Annotated in this window: 17 protein-coding genes; 9 read left to right on the top strand and 8 right to left on the bottom strand. The window is 70.9% G+C overall.

All coding sequences use genetic code 11. From position 1 onward, the window contains the following. Positions 1–180: 180 nt before the first annotated feature. Together lpdA and ACI2L3_RS28465 are read left to right on the top strand one after the other, a co-directional pair. Positions 181–1,584 (top strand): dihydrolipoyl dehydrogenase, encoded by a 1,404-nt coding sequence (gene lpdA / locus ACI2L3_RS28470; RefSeq protein WP_404755240.1) that lies wholly within the window; start codon positions 181–183, stop codon positions 1,582–1,584. A 142-nt stretch (positions 1,585–1,726) separates the two neighbouring features. Then, complete coding sequence (locus tag ACI2L3_RS28465) at positions 1,727–3,892, top strand: MMPL family transporter (protein ID WP_404755239.1); 2,166 nt, start codon at positions 1,727–1,729, stop codon at positions 3,890–3,892. Between the two features lie 21 nt (positions 3,893–3,913). Here ACI2L3_RS28465 and ACI2L3_RS28460 read toward each other — a convergent pair whose 3' ends face one another. Together ACI2L3_RS28460 and ACI2L3_RS28455 are read right to left on the bottom strand one after the other, a co-directional pair. Further along, positions 3,914–5,137 (bottom strand): MFS transporter, encoded by a 1,224-nt coding sequence (locus ACI2L3_RS28460; protein ID WP_404755238.1) that lies wholly within the window; start codon positions 5,135–5,137, stop codon positions 3,914–3,916. Beyond that, positions 5,134–6,378, bottom strand: coding sequence for an LLM class flavin-dependent oxidoreductase (locus ACI2L3_RS28455; RefSeq protein ID WP_404755237.1), 1,245 nt, complete (start codon positions 6,376–6,378; stop codon positions 5,134–5,136). The genes ACI2L3_RS28460 and ACI2L3_RS28455 overlap by 4 nt, the downstream gene beginning before the upstream one ends. Positions 6,379–6,802: 424 nt before the next feature. Between ACI2L3_RS28455 and ACI2L3_RS28450 the strand changes: the two genes are divergently transcribed. Next, entirely contained in the window at positions 6,803–8,335 is a 1,533-nt protein-coding gene (locus ACI2L3_RS28450) for an MFS transporter (RefSeq protein WP_404755236.1), read from the top strand. Between the two features lie 29 nt (positions 8,336–8,364). Here the strand turns inward: ACI2L3_RS28450 and ACI2L3_RS28445 are convergent, their stop codons facing one another. Both ACI2L3_RS28445 and ACI2L3_RS28440 read right to left on the bottom strand, forming a co-directional pair. Next, positions 8,365–10,428 (bottom strand): pectinesterase family protein, encoded by a 2,064-nt coding sequence (locus tag ACI2L3_RS28445; RefSeq protein ID WP_404755235.1) that lies wholly within the window; start codon positions 10,426–10,428, stop codon positions 8,365–8,367. Between the two features lie 125 nt (positions 10,429–10,553). Next, on the bottom strand, positions 10,554–11,486 hold the full coding sequence (locus ACI2L3_RS28440; RefSeq protein ID WP_404755234.1) for a LysR family transcriptional regulator: 933 nt from the start codon (positions 11,484–11,486) through the stop codon (positions 10,554–10,556). A 171-nt stretch (positions 11,487–11,657) separates the two neighbouring features. Between ACI2L3_RS28440 and ACI2L3_RS28435 the strand changes: the two genes are divergently transcribed. Both ACI2L3_RS28435 and ACI2L3_RS28430 read left to right on the top strand, forming a co-directional pair. Beyond that, positions 11,658–12,413 (top strand): sulfite exporter TauE/SafE family protein, encoded by a 756-nt coding sequence (locus ACI2L3_RS28435; protein WP_404755233.1) that lies wholly within the window; start codon positions 11,658–11,660, stop codon positions 12,411–12,413. Positions 12,414–12,659: 246 nt separating this feature from the next. Next, positions 12,660–12,953, top strand: coding sequence for a plasmid mobilization protein (locus tag ACI2L3_RS28430; protein WP_404755232.1), 294 nt, complete (start codon positions 12,660–12,662; stop codon positions 12,951–12,953). A gap of 18 nt (positions 12,954–12,971) precedes the next feature. Here the strand turns inward: ACI2L3_RS28430 and asnB are convergent, their stop codons facing one another. Together asnB and ACI2L3_RS28420 are read right to left on the bottom strand one after the other, a co-directional pair. After that, positions 12,972–14,813 carry an asparagine synthase (glutamine-hydrolyzing) gene (gene asnB, locus ACI2L3_RS28425; RefSeq protein ID WP_404755231.1) on the bottom strand — a complete coding sequence of 614 codons (1,842 nt, stop codon included), beginning with the start codon at positions 14,811–14,813 and terminating at the stop codon, positions 12,972–12,974. Positions 14,814–15,101: 288 nt separating this feature from the next. After that, positions 15,102–15,656 carry a TetR/AcrR family transcriptional regulator gene (locus tag ACI2L3_RS28420; RefSeq protein WP_404755397.1) on the bottom strand — a complete coding sequence of 185 codons (555 nt, stop codon included), beginning with the start codon at positions 15,654–15,656 and terminating at the stop codon, positions 15,102–15,104. A 144-nt stretch (positions 15,657–15,800) separates the two neighbouring features. Between ACI2L3_RS28420 and ACI2L3_RS28415 the strand changes: the two genes are divergently transcribed. Further along, positions 15,801–16,745 carry a DMT family transporter gene (locus ACI2L3_RS28415; protein WP_404755230.1) on the top strand — a complete coding sequence of 315 codons (945 nt, stop codon included), beginning with the start codon at positions 15,801–15,803 and terminating at the stop codon, positions 16,743–16,745. Here the strand turns inward: ACI2L3_RS28415 and ACI2L3_RS28410 are convergent. Together ACI2L3_RS28410 and ACI2L3_RS28405 are read right to left on the bottom strand one after the other, a co-directional pair. Continuing rightward, positions 16,696–17,325: a TetR family transcriptional regulator gene (locus tag ACI2L3_RS28410; RefSeq protein ID WP_404755229.1), complete on the bottom strand. Its 630-nt coding sequence runs from the start codon at positions 17,323–17,325 to the stop codon at positions 16,696–16,698. The genes ACI2L3_RS28415 and ACI2L3_RS28410 overlap by 50 nt on opposite strands. Positions 17,326–17,327: 2 nt before the next feature. Then, a complete protein-coding gene (locus ACI2L3_RS28405) occupies positions 17,328–18,842 on the bottom strand; it encodes an MFS transporter (RefSeq protein ID WP_404755228.1) in 1,515 nt (504 codons plus the stop codon). A 259-nt stretch (positions 18,843–19,101) separates the two neighbouring features. Between ACI2L3_RS28405 and ACI2L3_RS28400 the strand changes: the two genes are divergently transcribed. The 3 genes from ACI2L3_RS28400 (at position 19,102) to ACI2L3_RS28390 (ending at position 22,469) form a co-directional block, all read left to right on the top strand. Beyond that, positions 19,102–20,010, top strand: coding sequence for a Gfo/Idh/MocA family protein (locus tag ACI2L3_RS28400; RefSeq protein ID WP_404755227.1), 909 nt, complete (start codon positions 19,102–19,104; stop codon positions 20,008–20,010). A gap of 457 nt (positions 20,011–20,467) precedes the next feature. Next, the gene (locus tag ACI2L3_RS28395) at positions 20,468–21,289 is read left to right on the top strand and encodes a helix-turn-helix domain-containing protein (RefSeq protein ID WP_404755226.1); all 822 of its coding nucleotides are present in this window, start codon (positions 20,468–20,470) and stop codon (positions 21,287–21,289) included. Between the two features lie 139 nt (positions 21,290–21,428). Beyond that, positions 21,429–22,469, top strand: coding sequence for a PhlD (locus tag ACI2L3_RS28390; protein WP_404755225.1), 1,041 nt, complete (start codon positions 21,429–21,431; stop codon positions 22,467–22,469). Positions 22,470–22,521: the final 52 nt, after the last annotated feature.

Below are 22,521 nucleotides of genomic sequence, written 5' to 3'. Positions count from 1 at the left end.
TCAACGGCCTTGTGGAGCACGGTGGTTGCCGGTCCCACCGGGGCGCACTCGCACGGTGGACCGGCCGTGGGGGCTGTGGTGTGTCCCACCCACTGACCGCCCGGGCCTCCGCATGGCGGATGATCGTGGCAGAGAGCCATCCGCACCACCGGATCCGTACCACCCAGAGAGGACCTCCCCATGGAAGACCGCTTCGACGTCGTCGTGCTCGGAGCAGGACCCGGCGGCTATGTCGCCGCCATCCGCGCCGCCCAGCTGGGCAAGCGGGTAGCGGTCGTCGAGGAGAAGTACTGGGGCGGTGTCTGCCTCAACGTCGGCTGCATCCCGACGAAGGCCCTGCTGCGCAACGCCGAGCTGGCCCACCTCTTCACGCACGAGCAGAAGACGTACGGCATCAAGGTCGACGGGCAGGTCTCCTTCGACTACGGCGAGGCGTTCAACCGCAGCCGCACGGTCGCGGACGGCCGCGTCAAGGGCGTCCACTTCCTGATGAAGAAGAACGGCATCACCGAGTTCGACGGCCGGGGCACCTTCCTCGACGCGAACACGCTGCAGGTCGCGAAGTCCGACGGCACGACCGCCACCATCGGCTTCGACAACTGCATCATCGCCACCGGCGCCACGCCCCGCCTCCTTCCCGGCACGAGCCGCAGCGAGCGCGTGGTGACGTACGAGGAGCAGATCCTCGCCGACTCGCTGCCGCGGTCCATCGTGATCGCGGGCGCGGGCGCCATCGGCATCGAGTTCGCGTACGTCCTGCACAACTACGGCGTGAAGGTCACGATCGTCGAGTTCCTGGACCGCGTGGCGCCGCTGGAGGACGCGGACGTCTCGAAGGAGCTGGCGAAGCAGTACCGCAAGCTCGGGATCGACGTCATGACCTCGACGCGCGTCGAGTCGATCGACGAGTCCGGCGAGCAGGTCCGGGTGACCGTCACGGGCAAGGACGGCAAGGAGCAGGTCCTGGAGGCCGACAAGGTCCTGCAGGCCATCGGTTTCGCGCCGAACGTCTCCGGTTTCGGCCTGGAGGCGACGGGCGTGGCGCTCACCGAGCGCGGCGCGATCGACGTCGACGGCCGCTGCCGCACGAACGTCCCGCACATCTACGCCATCGGTGACGTCACCGCGAAGCTGATGCTGGCGCACACCGCCGAGGCCATGGGCGTCGTGGCGGCGGAGACCCTCGCGGACGCCGAGACGATGGAACTCGACTACCCGATGATCCCGCGTGCCACGTACTCGCAGCCGCAGATCGCGAGCTTCGGCTGGACGGAGGCGCAGGCCAAGGAGAAGGGCTTCGACGTCAAGGTCGCGAAGTTCCCGTTCCAGGCCAACGGCAAGGCGCACGGTCTCGGCGACACCGTCGGCTTCGTGAAGATCATCAGCGACGCGAAGTACGGCGAGATCATCGGTGCCCACCTGATCGGCCCGGACGTCACCGAGCTGCTGCCCGAGCTCACCCTGGCCCAGCAGTGGGATCTCACCGTCCACGAGGTGGCGCGCAACGTCCACGCGCACCCGACCCTGGGTGAGGCCGTCAAGGAAGCGGTGCACGGCCTGGCCGGGCACATGATCAACTTCTGACGGGCCCGCCGGAGCCCACGGGCGCCCCGCCGCGACGCGAGTGACCGAAAGTGGTTCGTTCGAGTGGCGGGGCCGCCCGGTACGGCCGATCCTGGGCGGAACACGACTGTTATGCCTCGGGGGCGAGGAGAGGCAGTAGCCGATGTTCTCTGGCCTGGGCCGATTCGTGGTGCGCCGTCCCTGGTGGATCATTCTGGCGTGGGTGGTCGCGGCCGGCGCGGTGATCTCGCTGGCGCCGAAGCTCACCTCCAGCAGCGACGAGGCGAGTTTCCTTCCCGATCACTACGAGTCCATTCGCGCCTCCGACGTGCAGGAAAAGGAATTCCCCAAGCAGCAGAACATCGGTGCGATCATCGTCTTCCAGCGCTCCGACGGCGAGAAGCTGACGGCAGCCGACTCCGCCGATGTGAAGCGCATATCCGAGGACCTGCGGAGCCGGAAGATCCCCGAGGTGCAGGCCGTCGTGCCCGGCGAGGTCTCGCCCAACAAAAAGGTGCAGACGTCCGTCGTCGCGATGCCGAAGATCACCGACCCCGAGGACACCTCGCAGCAGGACGCCGTGAAGGAGCTCCGGGACGGTCTCAAGCCGGAGTTGAAGGGCACGGACCTGTCGGCCGGGATCACCGGCTCGGCGGCGCAGGCGCTCGACGAGAGCGACGCGTCCGAGCGGGCGGGCCTGCTCGTCGGCGTCGGCACCATCGTGATCATCATCGTGCTGCTCCTCGTGATCTTCCGCAGCCCGATCATCGCGCTGCTGCCCGTCGTCCTCATCGGCCTGATCTCACCGATGGCCACGGGCCTGATCGCCTCCGCGAACAAGGCCTTCGACATGAAGGCGGACTCCTCCATCCAGGAGCTCCTGACCGTCGTCCTGTTCGGCGTGGGCACGGACTACATCCTGTTCCTGCTCTTCCGCTACCGGGAGGCCCTGCGCGCGGGTGAGGATCCCAAGAGCGGCATGGTGCACGCCGTCGAGCGGGTCGGTGAGGCCATCACGTCGGCGGCGGGCGCCGTCATCGTCGCCTTCGCCGCGCTGACGCTGTCCTCGCTCGGCATGCTGCAGTCCATGGGCCCGGCCCTCGCCATCGCGGTGTTCGTGACGCTGCTCGCCGGACTCACGCTCGTCCCCGCGGTGGTGTCGCTCCTCGGCACGAAGGTGTTCTGGCCGTCGAAGTCGTGGCAACAGGAGCCGCACGGGACGGGGTTCGCCAGGCTCGGCGCGTCCATCGCCCGCAAGCCGGCCGTGTGGGCGCTGGTCTCCGCGGTGTTCATGGGGGCGCTCACGCTCGGCGCGCTCGGCTACAAGGCCAACTTCGACCTGGCCGGCTCCTCGCTGCCCAAGGACAAGGAGTCGATGGTCGCCCTGGACAACCTCGAGAAGGGTTTCCCCGCGGGCAGCACCGACCCGACCTCCGTGTACCTCACGGCCGACAGGGCCGTGCCGAAGCCGCAGGCCGACGCCTTCCGCGAGCGGCTCTCCGACATCGAGGGCGTGGGCGAGGTCGCCGCGCCGCGGCTGAGTCCGGACCGTACGACGGCCTCGTACTCCGTGATCCTCTCGGACCCGCCGGCCTCCGACAAGGCCCTCGCCACCGTCAAGGACCGGCTGCGGCCTGCCGCCCACGAGTCCGCGCCGGCCGGCACGCAGGCGCTCGTCGGCGGCACCACGGCGGTGTACGTCGACATCAACAGGGCGGTGGACCGCGACTACTCGGTGGTGTTCCCCGTGGCGGCGCTCGCCATCATGGTGATCCTCGGCCTGCTGCTGCGCAGCCTGGTGGCGCCCTGGTACCTGATGCTGTCCGTCGCCCTCGGCTTCGGCGCGACGCTCGGCGCGACCTCCCTGCTCTTCCAGCAGCTCGGCAGCCAGCCCGGGTTGATGTTCATGCTGCCTGTGATCATGTACTTGTTCGTGGTGGCGCTCGGCACGGACTACAACATCCTCATGGTGTCGCGGCTGCGCGAGGAGGCCCGCGAGGGCCGCGGCCCGCACGACGCCGCGGGGACTGCGGTGCGCCACTCGGGCCCGACGATCGGCTCGGCGGGCGTGATCCTCGCGGGTACGTTCGCGACGCTGATGCTCGCGGGCAACTCGACGCTCTCCCAGATGGGCTTCTCGCTCTCCTTCGGCATCCTCATCGCCGCGTTCGTCATGGCGCTGATCTTCACCCCGGCGCTCACCGCGCTGATCGGGCACGCGGCCTGGTGGCCCGGCCACGGCGACGAGAAGCGGAACGGGCGCGGTGGGTCCGCGCCACCGCCGGACCCGGACGCGAAACACGTGGGAGGCGCGACGCGCAGCCGCTAGGGAGGCACACCTGGTCGGGTGTCAGGCGGACGCTTCCGCACGCACGATCCCCGTCAGCGTCCCGCTCAGCGCCACGCACACCACGCCCGCCCCCACGGCCAGGCACACCCGGGCGACCCCGAAGCCGGCCGCCGCCGCGGTGACGGCGGCGGCCCCCAGCGGGCCGAGCGAGTAGTGCGTGGTCCAGAACGCCGCCGTGACCCGCCCCAGCAGGTGACTCGGTGTCACTTCCTGGCGCAGGGACATGGAGCAGATGCCGGCGACGCCGGTGGCGAGCAGCATGCCCGCCGAGAGCGCGCCGATCGTCGGCACGCTGTCGGTGAGGCCGAGACAGGCGACGGCGACGCCGCCGAGCGCGGTGGCACCGACCCAACTCCGCCCGAAACCGAGCCCCTTGCGCACCCGGGTGACCACGAACGAGGCGAGGAGCGTGCCGACGGTGCCCGCGCTCAGCACGTAGCCCACCGTGTCGTCCCCGTGCCCGAGGTCCTTCTTGACGCGGAAGATGATGACGTCGGTCATGCCGTGCGTGAGGAAGACGAACAGGGACAGCAGCACGGTCAGCGGCCGCAGGACGGGGTGCGCCCACAGAAAACGGACTCCGGCGAGGAACTCGCCGCGCACGCCCGCCCGTTCGGCGCCGTCGGGCGGCGGTGCCGGCCGCAGCTTGACGAAGAGGAGTCCGGCGGCGGACACGGCGAAGGTGACGGCGTCGATCCCGATGGCGGCCACGGGCCCGGACGCCGCCGCGACGAAGCCCGCGAGGGTGGGCCCGCCGACCGTCGCCACGGCGTAGGAGCCGAAGAGGTGGGCGTTGGCCCTGGTGATCTGGTCGGGTTCGACGATGGCGGGCACCACGGTCACGTACGTCACCTGGAAGAGCATCGCGAAGCCGCCGGTGAGCGGAACCACCGTGTAGATCAGCCACATCGGCGTCGTGAAGAGCCAGACCAGCGGGATCAGCGCGTACAGCAGACAGCGCGCCACGTCGGCGAGCATCAGGAGGCGGCGCCGGTCGAACCGGTCGGCGATCACACCGGCGAAGAGCCCCGTGACGATGGACGCGACGCCTGTCATCCCCGTGACCAGGCCCATCTGGACGACCGAGCCGGTGCTGTGCAGTACGAGCAGCGGTATCGCCACGAACGAGAACGAGTCGCCGAGGGCGGAGAGGGTCTGGATGAGGAGGAAGACGCGGTAGTTCCGATTCCTCCACAGGGAGACCGCCGGAGAGCGGTCGGTCACCGGCGCGCACCGGCGCGTTCCGCGGCCAGCGCCGCGGCGACCGCCTCGCGTCCCGCCCGATGGAAGACCCGCTCGTTCGCGTCGACCTCGTGCACCCAGGCGCGGTGCACCCGCACGGTCCTGGCCTCCCCCGCGAGCCCTTCGCGCACGCCCTCCTCCAGGGCTTCGGCGAGCCCGGCGTCGAGGATCTCGGTGCCGATCGGGTTGACGAAGGCGTACGTTCCCGGCTCGCGCTCCACGTCGAGGGTGACCCGCGCCCAGCCGGCGCAGTTGGTCTGGTTCCCGGCGGTGGCGGTCCGCCGGAAGGGCAGGACGCGCCAGGCCAGCTCGGCTGCCCGCGCGGCCCGTTCGTACTGCGTACGCCAGTCGGCGCCGGGGAAGCTCAGGACGATCCTGTCGGCCCCGGACCGCGCGAACTCGACGATCTTCTCGGCGGCCCGCTCCGGTGTCCCGTCGACCGCCATGGCGCTCGCGCGCTCGGCGTCGATGCCGTAGCGGCGCAGCACGTTCCCGGCCGGCGGGTCGCGCCGCTCGCGCGCGCCGTCGGCGTCGAGCGCGGCCGGGACGGCGACGCTCACCACGGGCCGGACGCCGCGGCCCGTCTCGGCGCCCAGTGCGGCCAGGCGGGGCAGCGTCCGGGCGAGATACGCGGGAGAGGCGAGGTTCGGGAACCAGTTGCCGTACCGGACCGCGCGCCGCAGGTCGGCGTCCGATTCACCGCCGATGAGGAAGGGCGGCCGGTTCACGCGGGGCTTCAGGGTCAGTTCGGCGCCGCCGACCTCCGTCGGGTGCGCCACGAGCAGGCTCCCCAGCTGCTCCAGCGCGCGGTCGGTCCGCTCGTCACGCTCCTCGTACGGCACGCCGGCCGCCGCCCAGACGGGCGAGTCGGCAAGGCCGCCACGCCACTGCGCCCAAGCGCCTCCCCCGGCGTCCGCGCCCACCAACAGGCGTCCCTCGGAGAGGAATTGGAGGCTCGCGAGCTGCTGGGCGAGGTGGGCGACCGGATGGACGGGGACCGTCAGGACTCCGTAGCCGACCTTGACGCGGGTGGTGACCGCGGCGGCCGTGGCGAGCGTGACCGTCGCGTCCAGCATCGGGACGCGTCCCGTCAGATGGCCGCTCGCCCACACCGACTCGAAGCCGAGCTCCTCCGCCCGCCGCGCGGCCGCGGCGAACTCCCCGGCCTGCCCCCGGCCTTCCGCTTCGAGCACCGGCAGAAACACCCCGATGTCAATGGCCACTACCCCTCCCCTCCGTCGACCCGGCCACGAACGTTAGTACAAGTTGCCATTTCACGGAAAGTGTGAGCACAGCCGTAGACGCCCCCACGGACTCATTGCTCACAGCTCCAGCGAAAATGCAAGTGAAATCAATAAAGCCCGCAAAAGTCGGTAGCCTAGGAAAGGAAGAGAAAAGTCAAGTCCGCCGTCGAGCGCCCTCGCATTTCTCACACACGGGCTCTACCAGCGGCTTTGGGGTGTTAGGGTTTTCACTTGTCCCGAGCCGAGCCGCATTATCACCGGCGCACCGCTCGGCTTGCGCAGCGGTGTTCCGCCCCTTTGCAAGGGGGTCACCGCCGCCCCTCACACCGGAATGGAAGAAGGCCTTCCACGCCTGATTCCCGTTCCGGCGGAATGTGTCCACGCCTCGTTCTGGAGCTCTTTCATGTCTGCTGACAGCACGGCTGTCACCACTCCCTCACCGGCGGGCACGGCCGGTGCCCCGCCCGGCGCGGGCCGGCACCTCGGCCTGGCCCTGTTCGTGATCGCCGCGGCCCAGCTGATGGTGGTGCTCGACGGCACCATCACCAATATCGCGCTGCCCAGCATCCAGACGGCGCTGGAGGTGTCCGACGCGAACCTCGCCTGGATCGTCAACTCCTACGCGCTGGCCTTCGGCGGGCTGCTGCTGCTCGGCGGCCGCGCGGGCGACCTGTTCGGCCGGCGGCGGATGTTCCAGCTGGGCATCGCCGTGTTCACCCTGGCGTCACTGCTCGGCGGGCTCGCCCCGAACGAGGGCCTGCTCATCGGTGCGCGCATACTCCAGGGCGTCGGCGCGGCGGTCGCGGCGCCCAGCGCCCTCTCGCTGATCGCCACGACGTTCCCCGAGGGCAAGCCCCGTAACAAGGCGATGGGGGTCTACGCCGCGATGGCCGGCATCGGCGCCACCGTCGGCCTGCTGCTCGGCGGCGTCCTCACCGACGTCCTGGACTGGCGGTGGGTGTTCTTCGTGAACATCCCCATCGGCCTGGCCGTGCTCGCCGGAACCCGCACCCTCGTCGAGGCAGAACGCCACCCGGGCCGCCTCGACCTGCCGGGCACCGTCACCGGCACGGGCGGCCTGATCGCCCTGGTCTACGGCATCACCCGCGGCGGTGAGCACGGCTGGACCGACAGCCTGACGCTGTCCTGCTTCGCCGTCGCCGCCGTCCTGCTCAGCGCCTTCCTTCTCATCCAGAGCCGGACTGCGCACCCGATGATGCCGCTGCGGCTCTTCAGGGACCGCAACCGCTCCGGTTCCTTCGCCACCATGCTGTTCATCGGCGCCGGCATGATGGCCACCTTCTACTTCCTCACCCTCTACATGCAGCTGATCCTCGGCTACAGCGCGGTCAAGACCGGCTTCGCCAACCTGCCGTTCAGCCTCGGCATGGGCGTCGCGGCGGCCCTCAGCGCCAAGCTGGTCACCCGTCTCGCTCCCCGGCTGATCGCCGGGCCCGGTCTGCTGGTGGCGGCCGGCGGCATGTTCTGGTTCGCGACGCTCACCCCCGACTCGTCGTACACCGGGCATCTGATGCCGGCGATGTTCGTGACCGCGCTGGGCCTCGGCATGGGCTTCGTCCCGATGACGCTGGGCGCGGTCAGCGGCGTCGACCACCAGGAGACGGGCATCGCCTCCGCGCTCCTGAACACGGCGCAGCAGATCGGCGGCGCCCTGGGCCTCGCCGTCCTCGCGACCATCTCCACCTCGGCGGCCAACGACCGGCTGCCCGACGCGGCCGCCTCGTTCTACCGGGGCGTGGCCACGAAGGACCACGGCCTGGTCGCCGAGGCGGCCGACGCGCTGACGCACGGCTACACGCTTGCCTTCGTCGGCGCGGGCGTGATGTTCCTGGCGGGCCTCGCCGTCACGGCCCTCGCCATCAACGCCCGGAAGCAGGAGACGGCCGAGGGCGCGGCACCCATACACATGGGCTGAATCCGCGCCCGTAGGTGCTCAGTTGGCGGCTAGGGCTTCCAGTCGCCGAGCCAGTCGGCGGTCTCCTGGTCCGCGGCCTGGGCGTCGGTCAGGTGCGGGCGGTCTCCGCTGGGGCCGCCCGCGCCGGGGCCGGTGTTCCTGTACTCGGCGAAGCGGTCGTCCTTCCAGGAGAAGCCGCCCATGTCGGTCCAGGGCGCCGGCTTCACGGCGGCGCTCAGGCTGCTGTCGCGGATGGTGGTCTGCGGGTCGAGGCTCGCGTCACCGCCCGCGTGCCAGGGACGGCCGAGGTAGAAGCTGCCGGCGGAGACGTCTCCGTTCACCGTCGAGCGGGTGATGAGGAAGCCCTTGCGCCCGGCGGTGGTGCTGGGCGCGGTGACGTATCCGGCCGAGGTGCCGTTCCAGCGCTTCTTCAGGGTGAGAACGGACTTGTCGATCACCGCGGTGGCGCGGCCGAAGACGAAGTCGGTGTTGCCGACGACGTAGGAATTGGTCATGTAGACCCGGCCGGTCCTGTCCTTGGCGGCCGTGTCGAGGAGCAGGGTGTCCTGGTCGCCGCTGACGATGAGCGAGTCGAGGCGGACCCGGTCGGCCGCGGTGCGCAGCGCCACCGCCTGGTGCCCGTCCAGGTTCTGGTTCCGCGCCTCGTCGAAGTCGTTGGAGATGGTGAGGTTGCGGGCCCGGAAGTCGTCGGCCTCGGCGGCGAAGGTCGCGCTGCCGCTGGTGCCGTACTTACCGGAGCCGTCCGGCTTCGGCGTCCCTGACGCGTTGTTGAAGACGATGACGGTGTCCTTGCGGCTGGTGCCAGTGCCCTCGACCGTGACGTGCGGCTTGTTCGCCGGGATCTTCACCGTCTCGCGGTAGGTGCCGGGGGCGATCCGGATCACGACGCGCGAGGTGTTGCCCGCGGGGACGGCGTCGACGGCCTTCTGCACGCTCGTGTACTGGCCGCTGCCGTCCTTGGCGACGGTGAGGGTGCGGTCGGCGCGGGCGCCGGCTCCGGCGTCGGCCGTCGTGCCGATGGAACCGCGCGGGCCCGTACCGGACTTGAGGAGCCGGGGCACGTCGGCCGCCTTGTCGAGGGTGTACTTGTAGTACGCCTTCGGGTCGAACGCCGTGCCGCCGCTCTCGTTGCGTCCTGCGGTCTTCGAGAAGACGTTGCCGCGCTGCACGAGGGTGGCGGTGGCGTCCTTGATGACCGGGTTGTTGATTCCCTGGAAGTAGCTGTTCTCCAGAACCATCTTCGTCCTGCCGCGCGAGTAGTTGCCGTACGACGAGGTGATGTCGGTGCCCGGGTCGTCCTGGAGGTAGTTGTTGTAGAGGTGGGCGTGGGCGACGTTGTCGGTCGAGGGGTTGCGCTGTTCGGTCTCGCGGAACCAGTTGTGGTGAATCGTGAGGTCCGCGGTGGCGTTCTCGGTCCAGCCGATGCCGAACGTCTTGTTGTTGTCGCTCAGCCTGTTCCAGGACACCGTCACGTTGGTGGTGTCCTTGCGGCTGTCGATCAGGCCGTCGGCCATGTGCCGCAGATCGTTGTGGTCGATCCACACGTGGTGCGCGCCGTCCATCTGGATGGCGTCCCAGTCGTGCTCCTTGTCGTTCCAGGTCCCTTCGTAGGAATCCCGGATCGTGAGGTTCCGGATGATGACGTTGTGCACGCCCTGGCCGAGGAAGAAGCCGCCGCCGACGATCTGCCCCGAGGTGCCCGCGCCCACGATCGTCTTGTCCGAGGCGACCTTGATCTCCTTGCCCTTCGGGTCCATGGGGATCGTGGCGGCCACCACGATGACGTAGGGCTCCTTCGCGGTCGCGTACTTCTCCAGGTCGGCGAGAGTCCGCACGGTGACGGTCTTCCCGTCCCGGCCGCCGTACGTCCCCTTCTGCCCCAGCGCGTGGACCGACGCGAAGCCGTCGGCGGTGTCATCGGCCCAGTCCTGCACGGCGGTCGCGGCCGCCGCGCGGGGCTGCGCCTCCTCGCCGAACACGCCGAAAGCCGTGCCGTACGCCATCGCGCCGGCGGCGGCGACCGCCAGCGGGGCGCCCACCAGGAGGGACGTCCTCTTTCTGCGGTGCCGCGCCTTGCCGTGGAGCTCAGTCATGCGTCGCTTCCCATCTGTACGTACGTGGGGGGACGCCCGTGTCCGGTGGAACGGGCCGCTGAGCAGTCGCCGCCGGGGGCACGGAAGGTTGCCCGCCGATAAAGTTTCTCCGAGGCCCACTACCTTCAGACGCGCGCCGCCGGACTGGCGCCCTGAGCGGGAAGGGGGCCGAGCGGCGCGCAGTGCTCGGCGACGGTGTCGGCGAAGGCGCGGGCCAGCGGGCTCAGCGCGTCCCAGCGGCGCACGGCCCAGCCCACCGAGAGCGGCGGCAGCTCCGGGACCGGGACGAGGCAGAGCCCGGCAGGGCCGCTCTCGCTCCGGCCGGGCAGCGCGGGCACGACGGCCTGCCCGAGCCCGAGTTCGGCGAGGAGGACGGCGGTGTCCCAGTCGGCGACGCTGGTGCCGGTCGGCAGCGCCACGCCCAATTCCCCCAGGTGCGCGTCGAGCCGGCCGCGCGACGTCGAGCCCTCCGGGGGCGTGATGAGCTGTCCCGAGGCCAGCTCGGCGGGCTCGACGTGCGACCGGCCGGCCAGCGGGTCGTCGGCGCGGACGGCGAGGACCCAGGGCAGTTCGACGACGGGCCGCTGCTCGATGCCGCGCACGGGCTCCCCGAGGGTGATCCAGGCGAGGTCCAGATCGTCGGCGGCGAGCGCGTCGAAGCAGCCGCGGCTGGAGCTCACGGTCTGAAACTCCAGGCTGACGCGCGGGTAGCGGTCCCGGAAGCCGACGACGGCCTCGGCCATGAAGTGCCGTACGGAGGTGGCCCCGGTGGTGATCCGCACCGCCCCGCCCTCGCCCCGCGCCTGCTCCCGCAGCCGGCGCACGGCGAGGTCGATGCCGCCGATACCGTCGGAGGCCGCGGCCCGCAGGATCCGCCCGGCCGAGGTGGGCACGACACCCCGCGCGTGCCGCTCCAGAAGACTCACACCGAGCTCCCGCTCCAGGCGTTTGACGTGCTGGCTCACTGCCGACTGCGTACAGGAGAGGTCGCGGGAGACTGCGCTGAGACTGCCGGCACGGCATACGGCGATGAAGATGCGAAGGTCGTCGAGGGTCACGGGGGTGAAGCTATCCCTTAGGGAGATACAAGGAAACCCGAGGATTGACTTGGGTTTTCACCGTGCACCAAGATCGTTGATGGCCCGGGCGGCGACCCGGCGACGGGCGTCGACCCGGGGTTCAGGGAACGCGCCCCGGGGCGCGGGCCTCCGATTCGGGAAAGGTGACGTGTGGAAGCGCTCGAAATGGTGGCCGTCGGGGCGGCCGGTGTCGCGGCCGGCGGGCTCAACGCGGTGGTCGGGTCCGGCACCCTCATCACCTTCCCCACCCTGCTGGCGTTCGGCCTCCCGCCGGTGCTCGCCAACGTGTCCAACAACCTCGGCCTGGTGCCCGGCACGCTGAGCGCAGCCTACGGCTACCGCCGGGAAATGAAGGGGCAGTTCAGACGTCTGGTGCGGTTCGGCACGGCCTCGCTCATCGGCGGCCTGATCGGCGCACTGCTCCTCCTGCGCCTCCCCGCGGACGCCTTCCAGGCGGTGGTCCCGGCCCTCATCCTGACCGCGTGCCTCCTGGTCCTCCTGCAACCCTGGCTGAACCGCAGGCTCAAGGACCGCCGGGGCGCCGGAAACAGCGACGGCGGCACCCCCATGTGGTGCGGCGTCCTCGTCACAGGCGTCTACGGCGGCTACTTCGGCGCGGCCCAAGGCGTGCTGCTCATGGCCCTGTTCGGCACCTTCCTCCCGGACGACCTGCAACGCCTGAACGCCGCGAAGAACGTCCTCGCCTCCCTCGTCAACGGCATCGCGGCCGTCGTCTTCATCGCGGTCGCGGACATCGACTGGGCGGCAGCCGGCCTGATCGCCGTCGGCTCCACGGTGGGCGGCCTGATCGGCGCCCGCTTCGGCCGGAAGCTTCCGCCACTGGCGATGCGCACGTTCATCGTGGTCGTGGGGACGACGGCCTCGGTGATCATGATCATCCAGTAGCGGCGCCGTAACGCGGATCACAGCCGCGCGCCCCTGGCCTGGGAACCACGATCTATGGTTTACCATTGAACATAGTGTGGCCCCGACCGAGATTCCCCCGTCCGGTCGGGGCCACACCCCATTCATGCCGATGCCCTGTCGGTGCCTTGCCGGTGTCCTGTCGGTGTCTTCCCCTGTTTTCACGCCTTCGAGGGCGAATATGCCAACCGCACCGCGTCACACCCGCCCGGGCGGCATCATGCGTCCATGGACGGTGCCAAGCCTGTGCAGGTCTTGTTCACGCCCGACGAGTACGCCGCGATCCTGCGTCACGCGGATCGCCTCGGGATGCCGGTGGCCGAGTTCATCCGGCGCGCCGTGACCGTCCGGACCGAGGAGCGGGCCGGTCCGTGCCAGGCGTCCGACATCCGGCGCGGAGCGACCGTCCCGCCGGTCCAGCGGGGGCTCGGCAGAGACGGGACGCCCGCGCTCAAGCGGTTCCTCGACACGCTCGCCGCCTCGGCGGAGCCGAAGGCCAGGGGAGGCGAGCGGGACCGGTGAAGGGCAGGGGTGTGGGGGTCAGGTGAGGGTGATCTCCGGCTTGTAGAGGTCCAGCCAGAGCGCCAGGTCGAGCGTCCGCTCCAGGTCGCGCCGCGAGGCCTGCGTGATCTGCGGCGCCTCCCGCTCGGCGGCCCGCTTCGCGCGGGCCCGGTCCACCAGCTCGAAGACCGGGTGTCCCGGCCGGGCGAGCAGGTCCTTGACGTGTCCCTGGAGTGCGACCGCGTACTTGGGGTCCTGCGTGGAGGGGTACGGGCTCTTCACCCGGTCGTAGACCGACCGCGGCAGCACATCGGCCGTCGCCTCGCGCAGCAGGCTCTTCTCCCTGCCGTCGAAGGATTTCAGCGCCCACGGGGTGTTGTACACGTACTCGACCAGCCGGTGGTCGCAGAACGGGACGCGCACCTCCAGGCCGACGGCCATGCTCGCCCGGTCCTTGCGGTCCAGCAGGACGCGGACGAACCGCGTCAGGTGCAGATGGCAGATCTTCCGCATCCGGTACTCGAAGTCGCTCTCGCCGTCCAGGCGCCGGATGCCCGAGACGGCCGTCGCGTAGCTCTCCTTGATGTAGCCGGGAAGGTCGAGCGCGGCGGTCAGGTCGGGGCGCAGGACACCGGCGTCGTCCCCGAAGTGGTCGGCGAACCGCACCAGCCACGGGAAGGTGTCGGCCGTCCGCGCCGTCTCGTCGAAGAACTGCAGATAGCCCCCGAAGACCTCGTCCGCGGACTCCCCCGACAGCGCCACCGTGGAGTGCTCGCGGATCGCGCGGAAGAGGAGGTAGAGGGAGGCGTCCATGTCGCCGAAGCCCATGGGAATGTCCCGCGCGCGGATCATCTTGGCGCGCACCTCCGGGTCGGCGAGCGCGTGCGAGTCCAGGACGATGTCGCGGTGCTCGGTGCCCGCCGACTCCGCCACGTCGTGCACGAAGGGCATGTCGGGCGTGCCACGCAGCTCGTCGGCTACGAAGTTGTCGGCCTGGCCGACGAAGTCGACGGCGAAACTGCGGACCGTCTCGCCCGCCTCGGCCAGCTGACGCGCCGCGAGCGCCGTCATCGCCGACGAGTCGAGGCCGCCGGAGAGCAGCGTGCAGCGCGGCACGTCGGAGACGAGCTGGCGGCGCACGATGTCGTCGAGGAGCTCCCGGACCTTCGCGACGGAGGCGTCGCGGTCGTCGGTGTGCGGGCGCGTCTCCAGCGACCAGTAGACGTGCCGGCGCAGCCCCGAGCGGCCGACCGTCACGACGGTGCCGGGTTCGACCTCGCGCATGCCGTCCCACACGGCGTGACCGGGCGTCTTGACGAGGGCGAAGACCTCGCGCAGGCCGTCCACGGTGACGCGTCGGCGGGCCAGCGGGTTGGCGAGGATCGCCTTGGGCTCGGAGCCGAACAGGACGCCGTCGGGCGTCTCGTAGTAGTAGAAGGGCTTGATGCCCATGCGGTCCCGGATCATGACGAGCTTGTCGTGGCGCGCGTCCCAGATCGCGAAGGCGTACATGCCGTTCAGGCGCTCGGCGAGGGCCTCGCCCCATTCGAGATAGCCGCGCAGCACGACCTCGGTGTCGGACTCGGTGGTGAACCGGTGGCCGCGGCCGGTCAGTTCACGGCGGAGCTCGGTGAAGTTGTAGGTCTCGCCGGAGTAGACCAGGGCGACGGTGCCCGTCGGCGTCTCGACCGTCATGGGCTGGCGGCCACCGGGCAGGTCGATGATCGCGAGCCGGCGGTGTCCGAGCCCGGCGGGCCCGCCGGTCCACGTGCCGCGGTCGTCGGGACCACGGCAGGACATCGTCTCCGTCATGGCGTCCAGGGTGGTGGACTCGGCCGTCAGATCACGGTCGAAGGAGACCCAGCCGGTGATGCCGCACATGCGCTTTCCTTCCGCTCGGCTAACTAGGTGTAGTTAGCACCTATGTGTGCAGCGTGCGCCTCCGATTGCGTACGGTCAACGCACCCCGGAGCGCGACCGGCCCACCGACCCCGACGGTTCCGGCCGCTCTTTACCAAGGCCAGAGCCGCGGCGGGCGATGGCTCTACCCGATCGGCCCGTTCCCACGGGAGCGGCCCGTACGACGGAACGAAACATTCCGGCCACGGGCAAAGACTTGTCAACGATCCCGAACCTTTACCGTCACGCCGTCGCCGTCACGCCGTGCCGTTACGCCGTGCCGCTCAACAACCCGGCCGCGTCCTCGCGCGCCTGGTCGATCGCGGCAGGGAACACCTGCAGCCCGTGCGCCACGAGCGCGCCCTCGTGCAAGAGCATCAGCGTCCGCCCCAGGCGCACCGCACCGCGCGGCGCGACCTCCTCGGCGAAACCGGTGAAGAGTGCGAGCATCCAGGCCTTCTGCCCGATGATGATCGGGTACGCGGGATGGGCGGGGTCACTGATCTCCGCGTGCGCGTTGACCATGCTGCAACCCTTGCCCGAGTACTCGTCGGCCCAGTCGCGCGAGGCCTCGAAGACGGCGAGGATCCGGGCGCGCGGCGCGGGCGCGGCCTCCAGATACGGGGCGAGGAACGCCCGCCACCGCTCGTCCCGGTCGGCGAGGTACTCCACGACGATCTGCTCCTTGGAGCCGAACCGGTCGTAGAGGGTCTTCTTCGTCACCCCGGCCTCGGCGGCGATCAGGTCCACGCCGACGGCATGGATGCCGCGCTCGTAGAAGAGCCGCCCCGCGGCGTCGAGGGCGCGGCGCGCGCCCGGCGTCATGACGATGCGCCGCGGGGCCGCCGGCCCGCCTTCCGTTCCGTGCTGGTCGTCGCTCATGAACCCATAGTAGACCGATCTGTATACTCGATCTCAGGTATACAGGTCGGTCTACCAGGCCGTACATCGCACGTCGGGGAGGAATCCATGAACGTCCTGCTGTCGACCGCTTTCGTCCTGACCTGGAGCTCCGGGTTCATCGGCGCCAAGCTGGGCGCGGGCAGCGCGTCCGCGGTGACGGTCCTGATGTGGCGCTTCCTGCCGCTGGCCGTGGTGCTCGGGCTCGTCACCCTCGTCGTGGCGCGGGCCTCCTGGCGGGGTCTGACGGCGCGTGACCTGGGGCGGCAGGCGGCTGTCGGAGCCCTGTCGCAGAGCGGCTACCTGCTCACCGTGTACTACGCCATCCAGCTCGGCGTCTCCAGCGGGACGACCGCGCTGATCGACGGCACCCAGCCACTGGTCGCGGGCGCCCTCGCCGGGCCGCTGCTCGGCCAGTACGTCTCCCGCACCCAGTGGATCGGGCTCGGGCTCGGCGTGACCGGAGTCGTCATCGTCACCGCGGCCGACTTCGCCGGCGGCGGGGACGCCCCGTGGTGGGCCTACCTCGTCCCGTTTCTCGGCATGTTCTCGCTGGTGGCGGCGACGTTCCTGGACCGGCGCGCGTCCCGCACGGTCGGCCCCGCGGTGTCGCTGACCGTCCACTGCGTCACCAGTGCCGTGATCTTCACGGGGCTCGCGCTGGCGGCGGGAGCCGCGACGCCGCCGGCCGAAGCGTCCTTCTGGGCGGCCATCGGATGGCTGGTGGCGCTCTCCACGTTCGGCGGGTACGGCCTGTACTGGCTGATCCTGCGGCGCTCCGGGGTCACCCAGGTCAACACGCTGATGTTCCTGATGGCGCCGGTGACCGCGCTCTGGGGCGCCCTCATGTTCGGCGAGCCCTTCGGCCCGCAGACGGCGTCGGGCCTGGCCGTGGGACTCGCGGCGGTGGTCGTCGTACGGCGGGGCGCGGGCCGGACCGGCACGGCGGAGCCGAAGGCGCGGGTCAGCGCGGGGTCAGGAAGGCCTGCACCGCGGGCGCGTACCGGTCGGTGATCTCGTCGATCTCCGCGGCGCGCAGGTGCGGGCCGCGGGCGATGCCGTACATCACGCCCAGGCCGAGCAGCATGCCCACGGCGAGTTCGGCGCGCAGCCCGGCGTCCGGGCCCGGCAGCCGCTCGCTCAGCCGATGCGCCACCTGCACACGGAAGTTGGCGCGCAGGATGTCGCCCTGTTCCCCGTGGAGCGGCGCGAAGACGATGCGCAGGATCGGGTCCGCGCCGCGCTCCGCCTGCCCGGTGAGCAGGTGGCGGACCATGTGCCGGCCGAGCTCTGCGACGGGTGCGTCGAGGAACCCCTCGGCGTCGGCATCGAAGGACATGACCTGGGAGAACAGCGCGTCCTTGTTGCCGAAGTACTTGAGGACCAACGGCGCGCTGACCCCAGCGCGTTCGGCCACGGCCTTGAGGGTGATGTCACCGTGCGCATGCCGGGCGAGGAGGTGCCGGGCGGCACGGATGATGGCCCCCTTGGTCGCTTCGGCGTCTCTGCGGCCGGTGGGGGCGGGGGCCGAGTGCTCCGCAGCCTCCGTACCCGCCCCGCGTGCCGTCGTCGCACTTGCCGCAGTGGCCGCCATCGTCACCTTCCGTCCAGGGCCGTCTCCTCGGCGGGCCCACCGTGCCGGGCGGTTGCCGGGTCCGCCTTCGGTGCCGGTTCCGAGGGTATGGCCAGGGCGGTCGCGCATGCGACGAGCGCGACCGTCCCCGCCAGGGTGAACGCGAGGTGGTAGCCGCCGAGCGTGGGGACCTGGACGCCGTCGACGGGTGACGCGTACCGGACGAGTACGGCGGCGACCGCCGCGCTGGAGACGCTCTGGCCGATCGTCCGCATCAGGACGTTCACCCCGTTCGCGGACGCGGTCTGCTCGACCGGCACCGCCCGCATGATCAGCGTGGGCAGCGCCGAATACGCGAAGGTCGTCCCGGTCGCCACGACCGCGGCGCCCGCCACGATCACCCACAACTCCCGGCTCTCCACGATCCGTACGAGATAGCCGAGCGCCATGATCGCGGCGCCGACGGCGAGGGTCACCCGAGGTCCGCGTGCCGTCGAGACACGGGCCGAGACCGGCGAGAGGACCAGCATGACGATGCCGTTGGGCAGCAGACACAGACCGGCCGCCACGATCGAGAGCTCCAGGCCGTAACCGCTCCCTGCGGGCGCCCGCACCAGTTGCGCGGTCAGCAACGAGTTGGCGTAGAAGGCGAATCCGGCCAGCAGCGCGGTCACGTGCGGCAGCGCCACACGGCGCCCGGACGCCAGACGCAGGTCCACGAGTGGCTGTTCCGTCCGCAGCTGTACGCGCCACCACAGAGGCAGGATGACGGCGGCGCCCGCGAACAGCCCGAGGACCGGACCGCTCCCCCACCCCCACTGGCCGCCCTGCGACACCGCGAGCAGCAGGCAGACAAGCCCTGCCGCCAGGCCCAGCGCGCCCCGGGTGTCGAAGCGCCCCGGGGACCGTACCGGCGACTCCCGCACGGCCCACCGGACGAGGACGAGGCCGAGGGTGCTCAGCGCCGCCGTGGCCCAGAACATGGCGTGCCAGTCCGCGTACTGCACGATGAGTGCGGCCAGCGGCAGACCGAGCGCGGCGCCGATCCCGACCGTCGAGCTCATCAGGGCGACCGCGGAAGCGGTACGGCGCGGCGGGAGTTCGTCGCGCAGGATGCTGATGGACAGCGGCACCACCGCGGCGGAGCCGCCTTGCAGGGCACGCGCCGCGATCAGCAGCCGGATGTCGGACGTGAGCGCGCAGAGCACCGAACCCGCGGCCATCAGACCGAGGGCGAAGAGCAGCACGCGGCGCTTGCCGTACATGTCACCCGCACGGCCGAGGACGGGCGTGAGGACCGCCCCGGACAGGAGTGTCGCCGTGACCAGCCAGGACACGGCCCCGGCGGAGCTGCCGGTCAGCCGGGGCAGATCGGGCAGCAGCGGCACGACCACCGTCTGCGTGACGGCCATGAGGATGCCGCCGAACGCCAGGACGGGAACGGCCGGCCGGGCCCGCGGGCCTCTCGCGTCACCCGGTCTCTCGACGGGCCCCACGGCGTCTCCCCCCGCCCGCTGAGGTGAATTCGAATTCACCATAGCGGGTGAATGGCCATTCACCGCCGGGGATTTCACCGGTGATCGGCGGAAGCGGAGACTCCGCACTCGAGGCGCGAGCCGAAGCGCTCCCGAAGTACGGGTCGCAGTGGCTCGAAGCGGCTCGAATCGTGACTCGGGGCCCGGCTCGGGACACGTGGGGCCGTGGGGCACCCGCGTGGTGGCCGTGAACCGCCCCGACGGACGGGGCGGCGCCTCCGGGGCAGGTCGGCGCCGGGCGGCTTCGGTCATACTGCCGCCCATGAACCGACTCCGTATCGGCCTGGTGGGCACGGGCCCCTGGGCCTCCGCCACCCACGCCCCCGCACTGGCCCGCCACCCGGGCGTCGACCTCAGCGGTGTCTGGGGACGCCGCCCCGAGGCGGCGGCCACGCTCGCCGCCGCACACAAGACCACGGCGTACGCCGACGTGGACGAGCTGTTCGCCGCGAGCGACGCCGTGGCGTTCGCCGTACCGCCCGACGTACAGGCGCCGCTCGCCGCACGGGCCGCGGCCGCGGGCTGCCACCTGCTGCTGGACAAGCCGGTGGCCACGACGACGGACGGGGCACAGCACCTCGCCGCGGCGGTCGAGCGCGCCGGGGTGGCGTCCGTGGTCTTCTTCACGCTGCGCTTCGCCGCCGACACGTCGGCCTGGCTGTCCGAGCAGGTCACCACGGGTGGCTGGTTCACCGGCCGCGCCGACTGGTACGGCTCGTTCTACGCCCCGGACGGCACCGCGCCGTTCTCGTCACCGTGGCGTGCGAGCCGGGGCGGCCTGTGGGACGTGGGCCCGCACGCCCTGTCGATGCTGATACCCGTACTGGGCGACGTGAGCGCCGTGACGGCGGCGCCGGGCCCCGCGGACACCGCGCATCTCATCCTGCGGCACACCAGCGGCGCGTCCAGCACGGCGACGCTGAGCCTGACGGCGCCGGCGAAGTGCGCGGGGCTGACCGTGGAGCTGCGCGGCGAGAGCGGCACCGTCGTGCTGCCGCCGTGGGAGGAGCCGGGAGAGGCGCTGCGGACGGCGGTCGACGAGCTCATCGAGTCCGCGGGCAGCGGCACGGCGCATCCGTGCGATGTCCGGTTCGGGCTGCGGGTCACGGAGATCCTGGCGCAGGCGGAAGAGCGCATCGAGGCGGAGGAGCAGCACGCCGAGACCACGTGATCGAGAGTCACACCGGCCGTCCGGGGACAACCACGGGCGGCCGGTACCGTGGCCGCTACGTAATGGCGAGTGACGGCACCGACCGCAGCCGGGATCCTACGGAACCACCGCGGGAAGTAGGGCCGCGCGGTCCCGCGCTGCTCCGATTCCGAGACCGCCAACCGCTCGGGTCGAAATACGAACAGGCGTCCCACACGCTTCCCACATCGGCCCAGTAGGCCTAGGGGGTACCCAATGCCGGGGAATTTCAGCCATTCTCAAACTCCCCGGACAAGATGCCCCGCTGTTGCGCACGGGCGTCATCCGACGATCAAACCTGCAGGTCGGTGACCCCGCACGCTCCATGATGCCGCAGCGACTGATCGTTTTCTTCGGGCAATGTTTACTACCAAAGCCGATGTGAATATTTAGACTGATCACGCTCCAACTCGGCGTGCACCAAGAGGGATTACCCACCATGAACAAGACGGCGCTCCGCGCTCTGCTCCGCGAACGACGCGCCCTCATAGCTCCCGAATCGCACGGCTTCGCCCGCCCGACAGGCCAGGGCCGGCGCGCCCCCGGCCTGTCGCAGCACCAGGTCGACCAGTTGCTCCACCGTACGTTCGGGACGTATCACCGCCTCGAGTCCGGCAATTACCCCAATCCGCCGACCTCGCTGCTCCGGGACGTGGCCCGCCTCTTCGGGCTCAACGAACAGGAGTGGGTGTCCCTCTGTCGCTACGCGCTGCTCCAGGACCCACCGGGCCCGCTCCACCTCTCCTCCGGCAAGGAGGTGCCCGGCGTCTGGCAGGAGGCGGTCGACGGGATCGGGCACATGGCCTACGTGACGGACGCGTCGTGGGAGATGCTCGCCTACAACTCGGCCTTCGCGGGGATGTTCCCGAGCGGCAAGGTGCCGGGCAACACGCTCCGCTGGATGCTTCTCGACCCGCACGGCCGCGAGACGCTCATGAACTGGCACAGCGCCTGGGCCCCGATGGTGCTGCCGCAGCTGCGGGCGGCGCTCGCCACCAGGCCCGAGGACGACATACTGCGGCAGATCGAGAAGGAGATCCTCGCCGATCCCGAGATCGCCGATCTCTACACCGCGGGCAACTCGCACCCGCATCCCGACGGTGACGAGCGCCCTCTGCTGCACGCCCTGGAGGGCCCCGGCTGGGTCACCATGTGTGCGGCTCAGCCCCTGACGGCGCCCGGCTCACGGCTGATGATCCTGGTCTTCCACCGGGGCGCGCAGCGCACGCACTCGCGCGCGCCCATCCTCCGCTCGCAGTGACGCGCCGGGCCACGGACGGGCCACGGACGGACCACAGACGGACCACGGAGCAGTCGGCGCTCAACAGGGCACTCGGGCCACACTGCAGTACTTTGGCCACACCGCCACCCGCTCTGCCGATCCTCCGGGGAGCCGCCTTGTGACTGCTCACGTACTGCGACCTCATACCGTCGTCGGCGACCACAAGATCACTACGGCCGAGATAGCCGACGACGTGCGCGCGCACCACGCCGACCACCCGCGCCTGCGCGCGATACTCCGCGTCATCGGCAACAGCGGTGTCCACACCCGCTACTTCACGCGCCCGCTCGACTCCCCCACCGTCTCCGGCACCGCCGACGTCGGGGAGCGTGCCCGCGCCGCCTTCGACGACGCGCTCGTCATGGCGGAAAGGGCCGCGGTCACGGCTCTGGACAGCGCGGGGCTCGCCGCGCGGGACATCGACGCGATCGTCACCACACACACCACGAGCTGGGCCGTCCCCAACCTGGACATCAGCCTGGTCGCACGGCTCGGACTCCGCCCCGACCTGCGTCGCGTCGCGCTCACCACCGTGGCCTGCCCGGGCGGCACCCAGGCGCTCGCCCGCGCCGCCGACCTCGTCGCCGCGCGACCGGGCAGCAAGGTCCTCGTGGTCGCCGCCGAGGTGCTGTCCAGCATCTACCACCACAGCGACACCACCATCGAATCGATGATCTACAAGGCGCTGTTCGGTGACGCGGCCGCCGCGACGGTCGTCACCGACACCCCGCTGGGCCCCGGTGTCGCCATCGAGGACACCTTCGAGTACGTCCTGCCGGACAGTCTCGAACGGCAGCGCGGCCGGATCGGCACGGACGGCATCCACTTCGACTCCACGAAACAGGTGCTGGCCGCCGTCACCGACGTGATGCCCCGTCTCCTGGAGTGGCTCGGGCCGCGGCGGCCCGATTTCGCCGTCATCCATCCGGGCAGCCCCCGCATCATCGCCGACACCGTGGCGGCCCTGCGCCTGGACGAACACGCCGCACGGCACGCCACGGCCACGCTCAGCCAGGAGGGCAACCTCGGCGGCGTGAGCATTCTCCGCGTCCTGGAACGCACCCACGCCGATCCGCCCGACGACGGCGCGCACGGCGCGGCCATCGCCTTCGGCCCCGGCTTCGCCACGGCGGCCGTGCGCTGCCGATGGCACGCCTGACTCCCCGCCGCCGCCCGCGGCCCACCGAAAACCGTTTGCCGCCACCCGGCCG

Source organism: Streptomyces sp. NPDC029674, from assembly GCF_044903205.1.
In the GTDB taxonomy this organism is placed as follows: domain Bacteria; phylum Actinomycetota; class Actinomycetes; order Streptomycetales; family Streptomycetaceae; genus Streptomyces.
The sequence above is the reverse complement of the archived record's forward strand: the minus strand, read 5'-3'. Positions and strand labels throughout refer to the sequence as shown.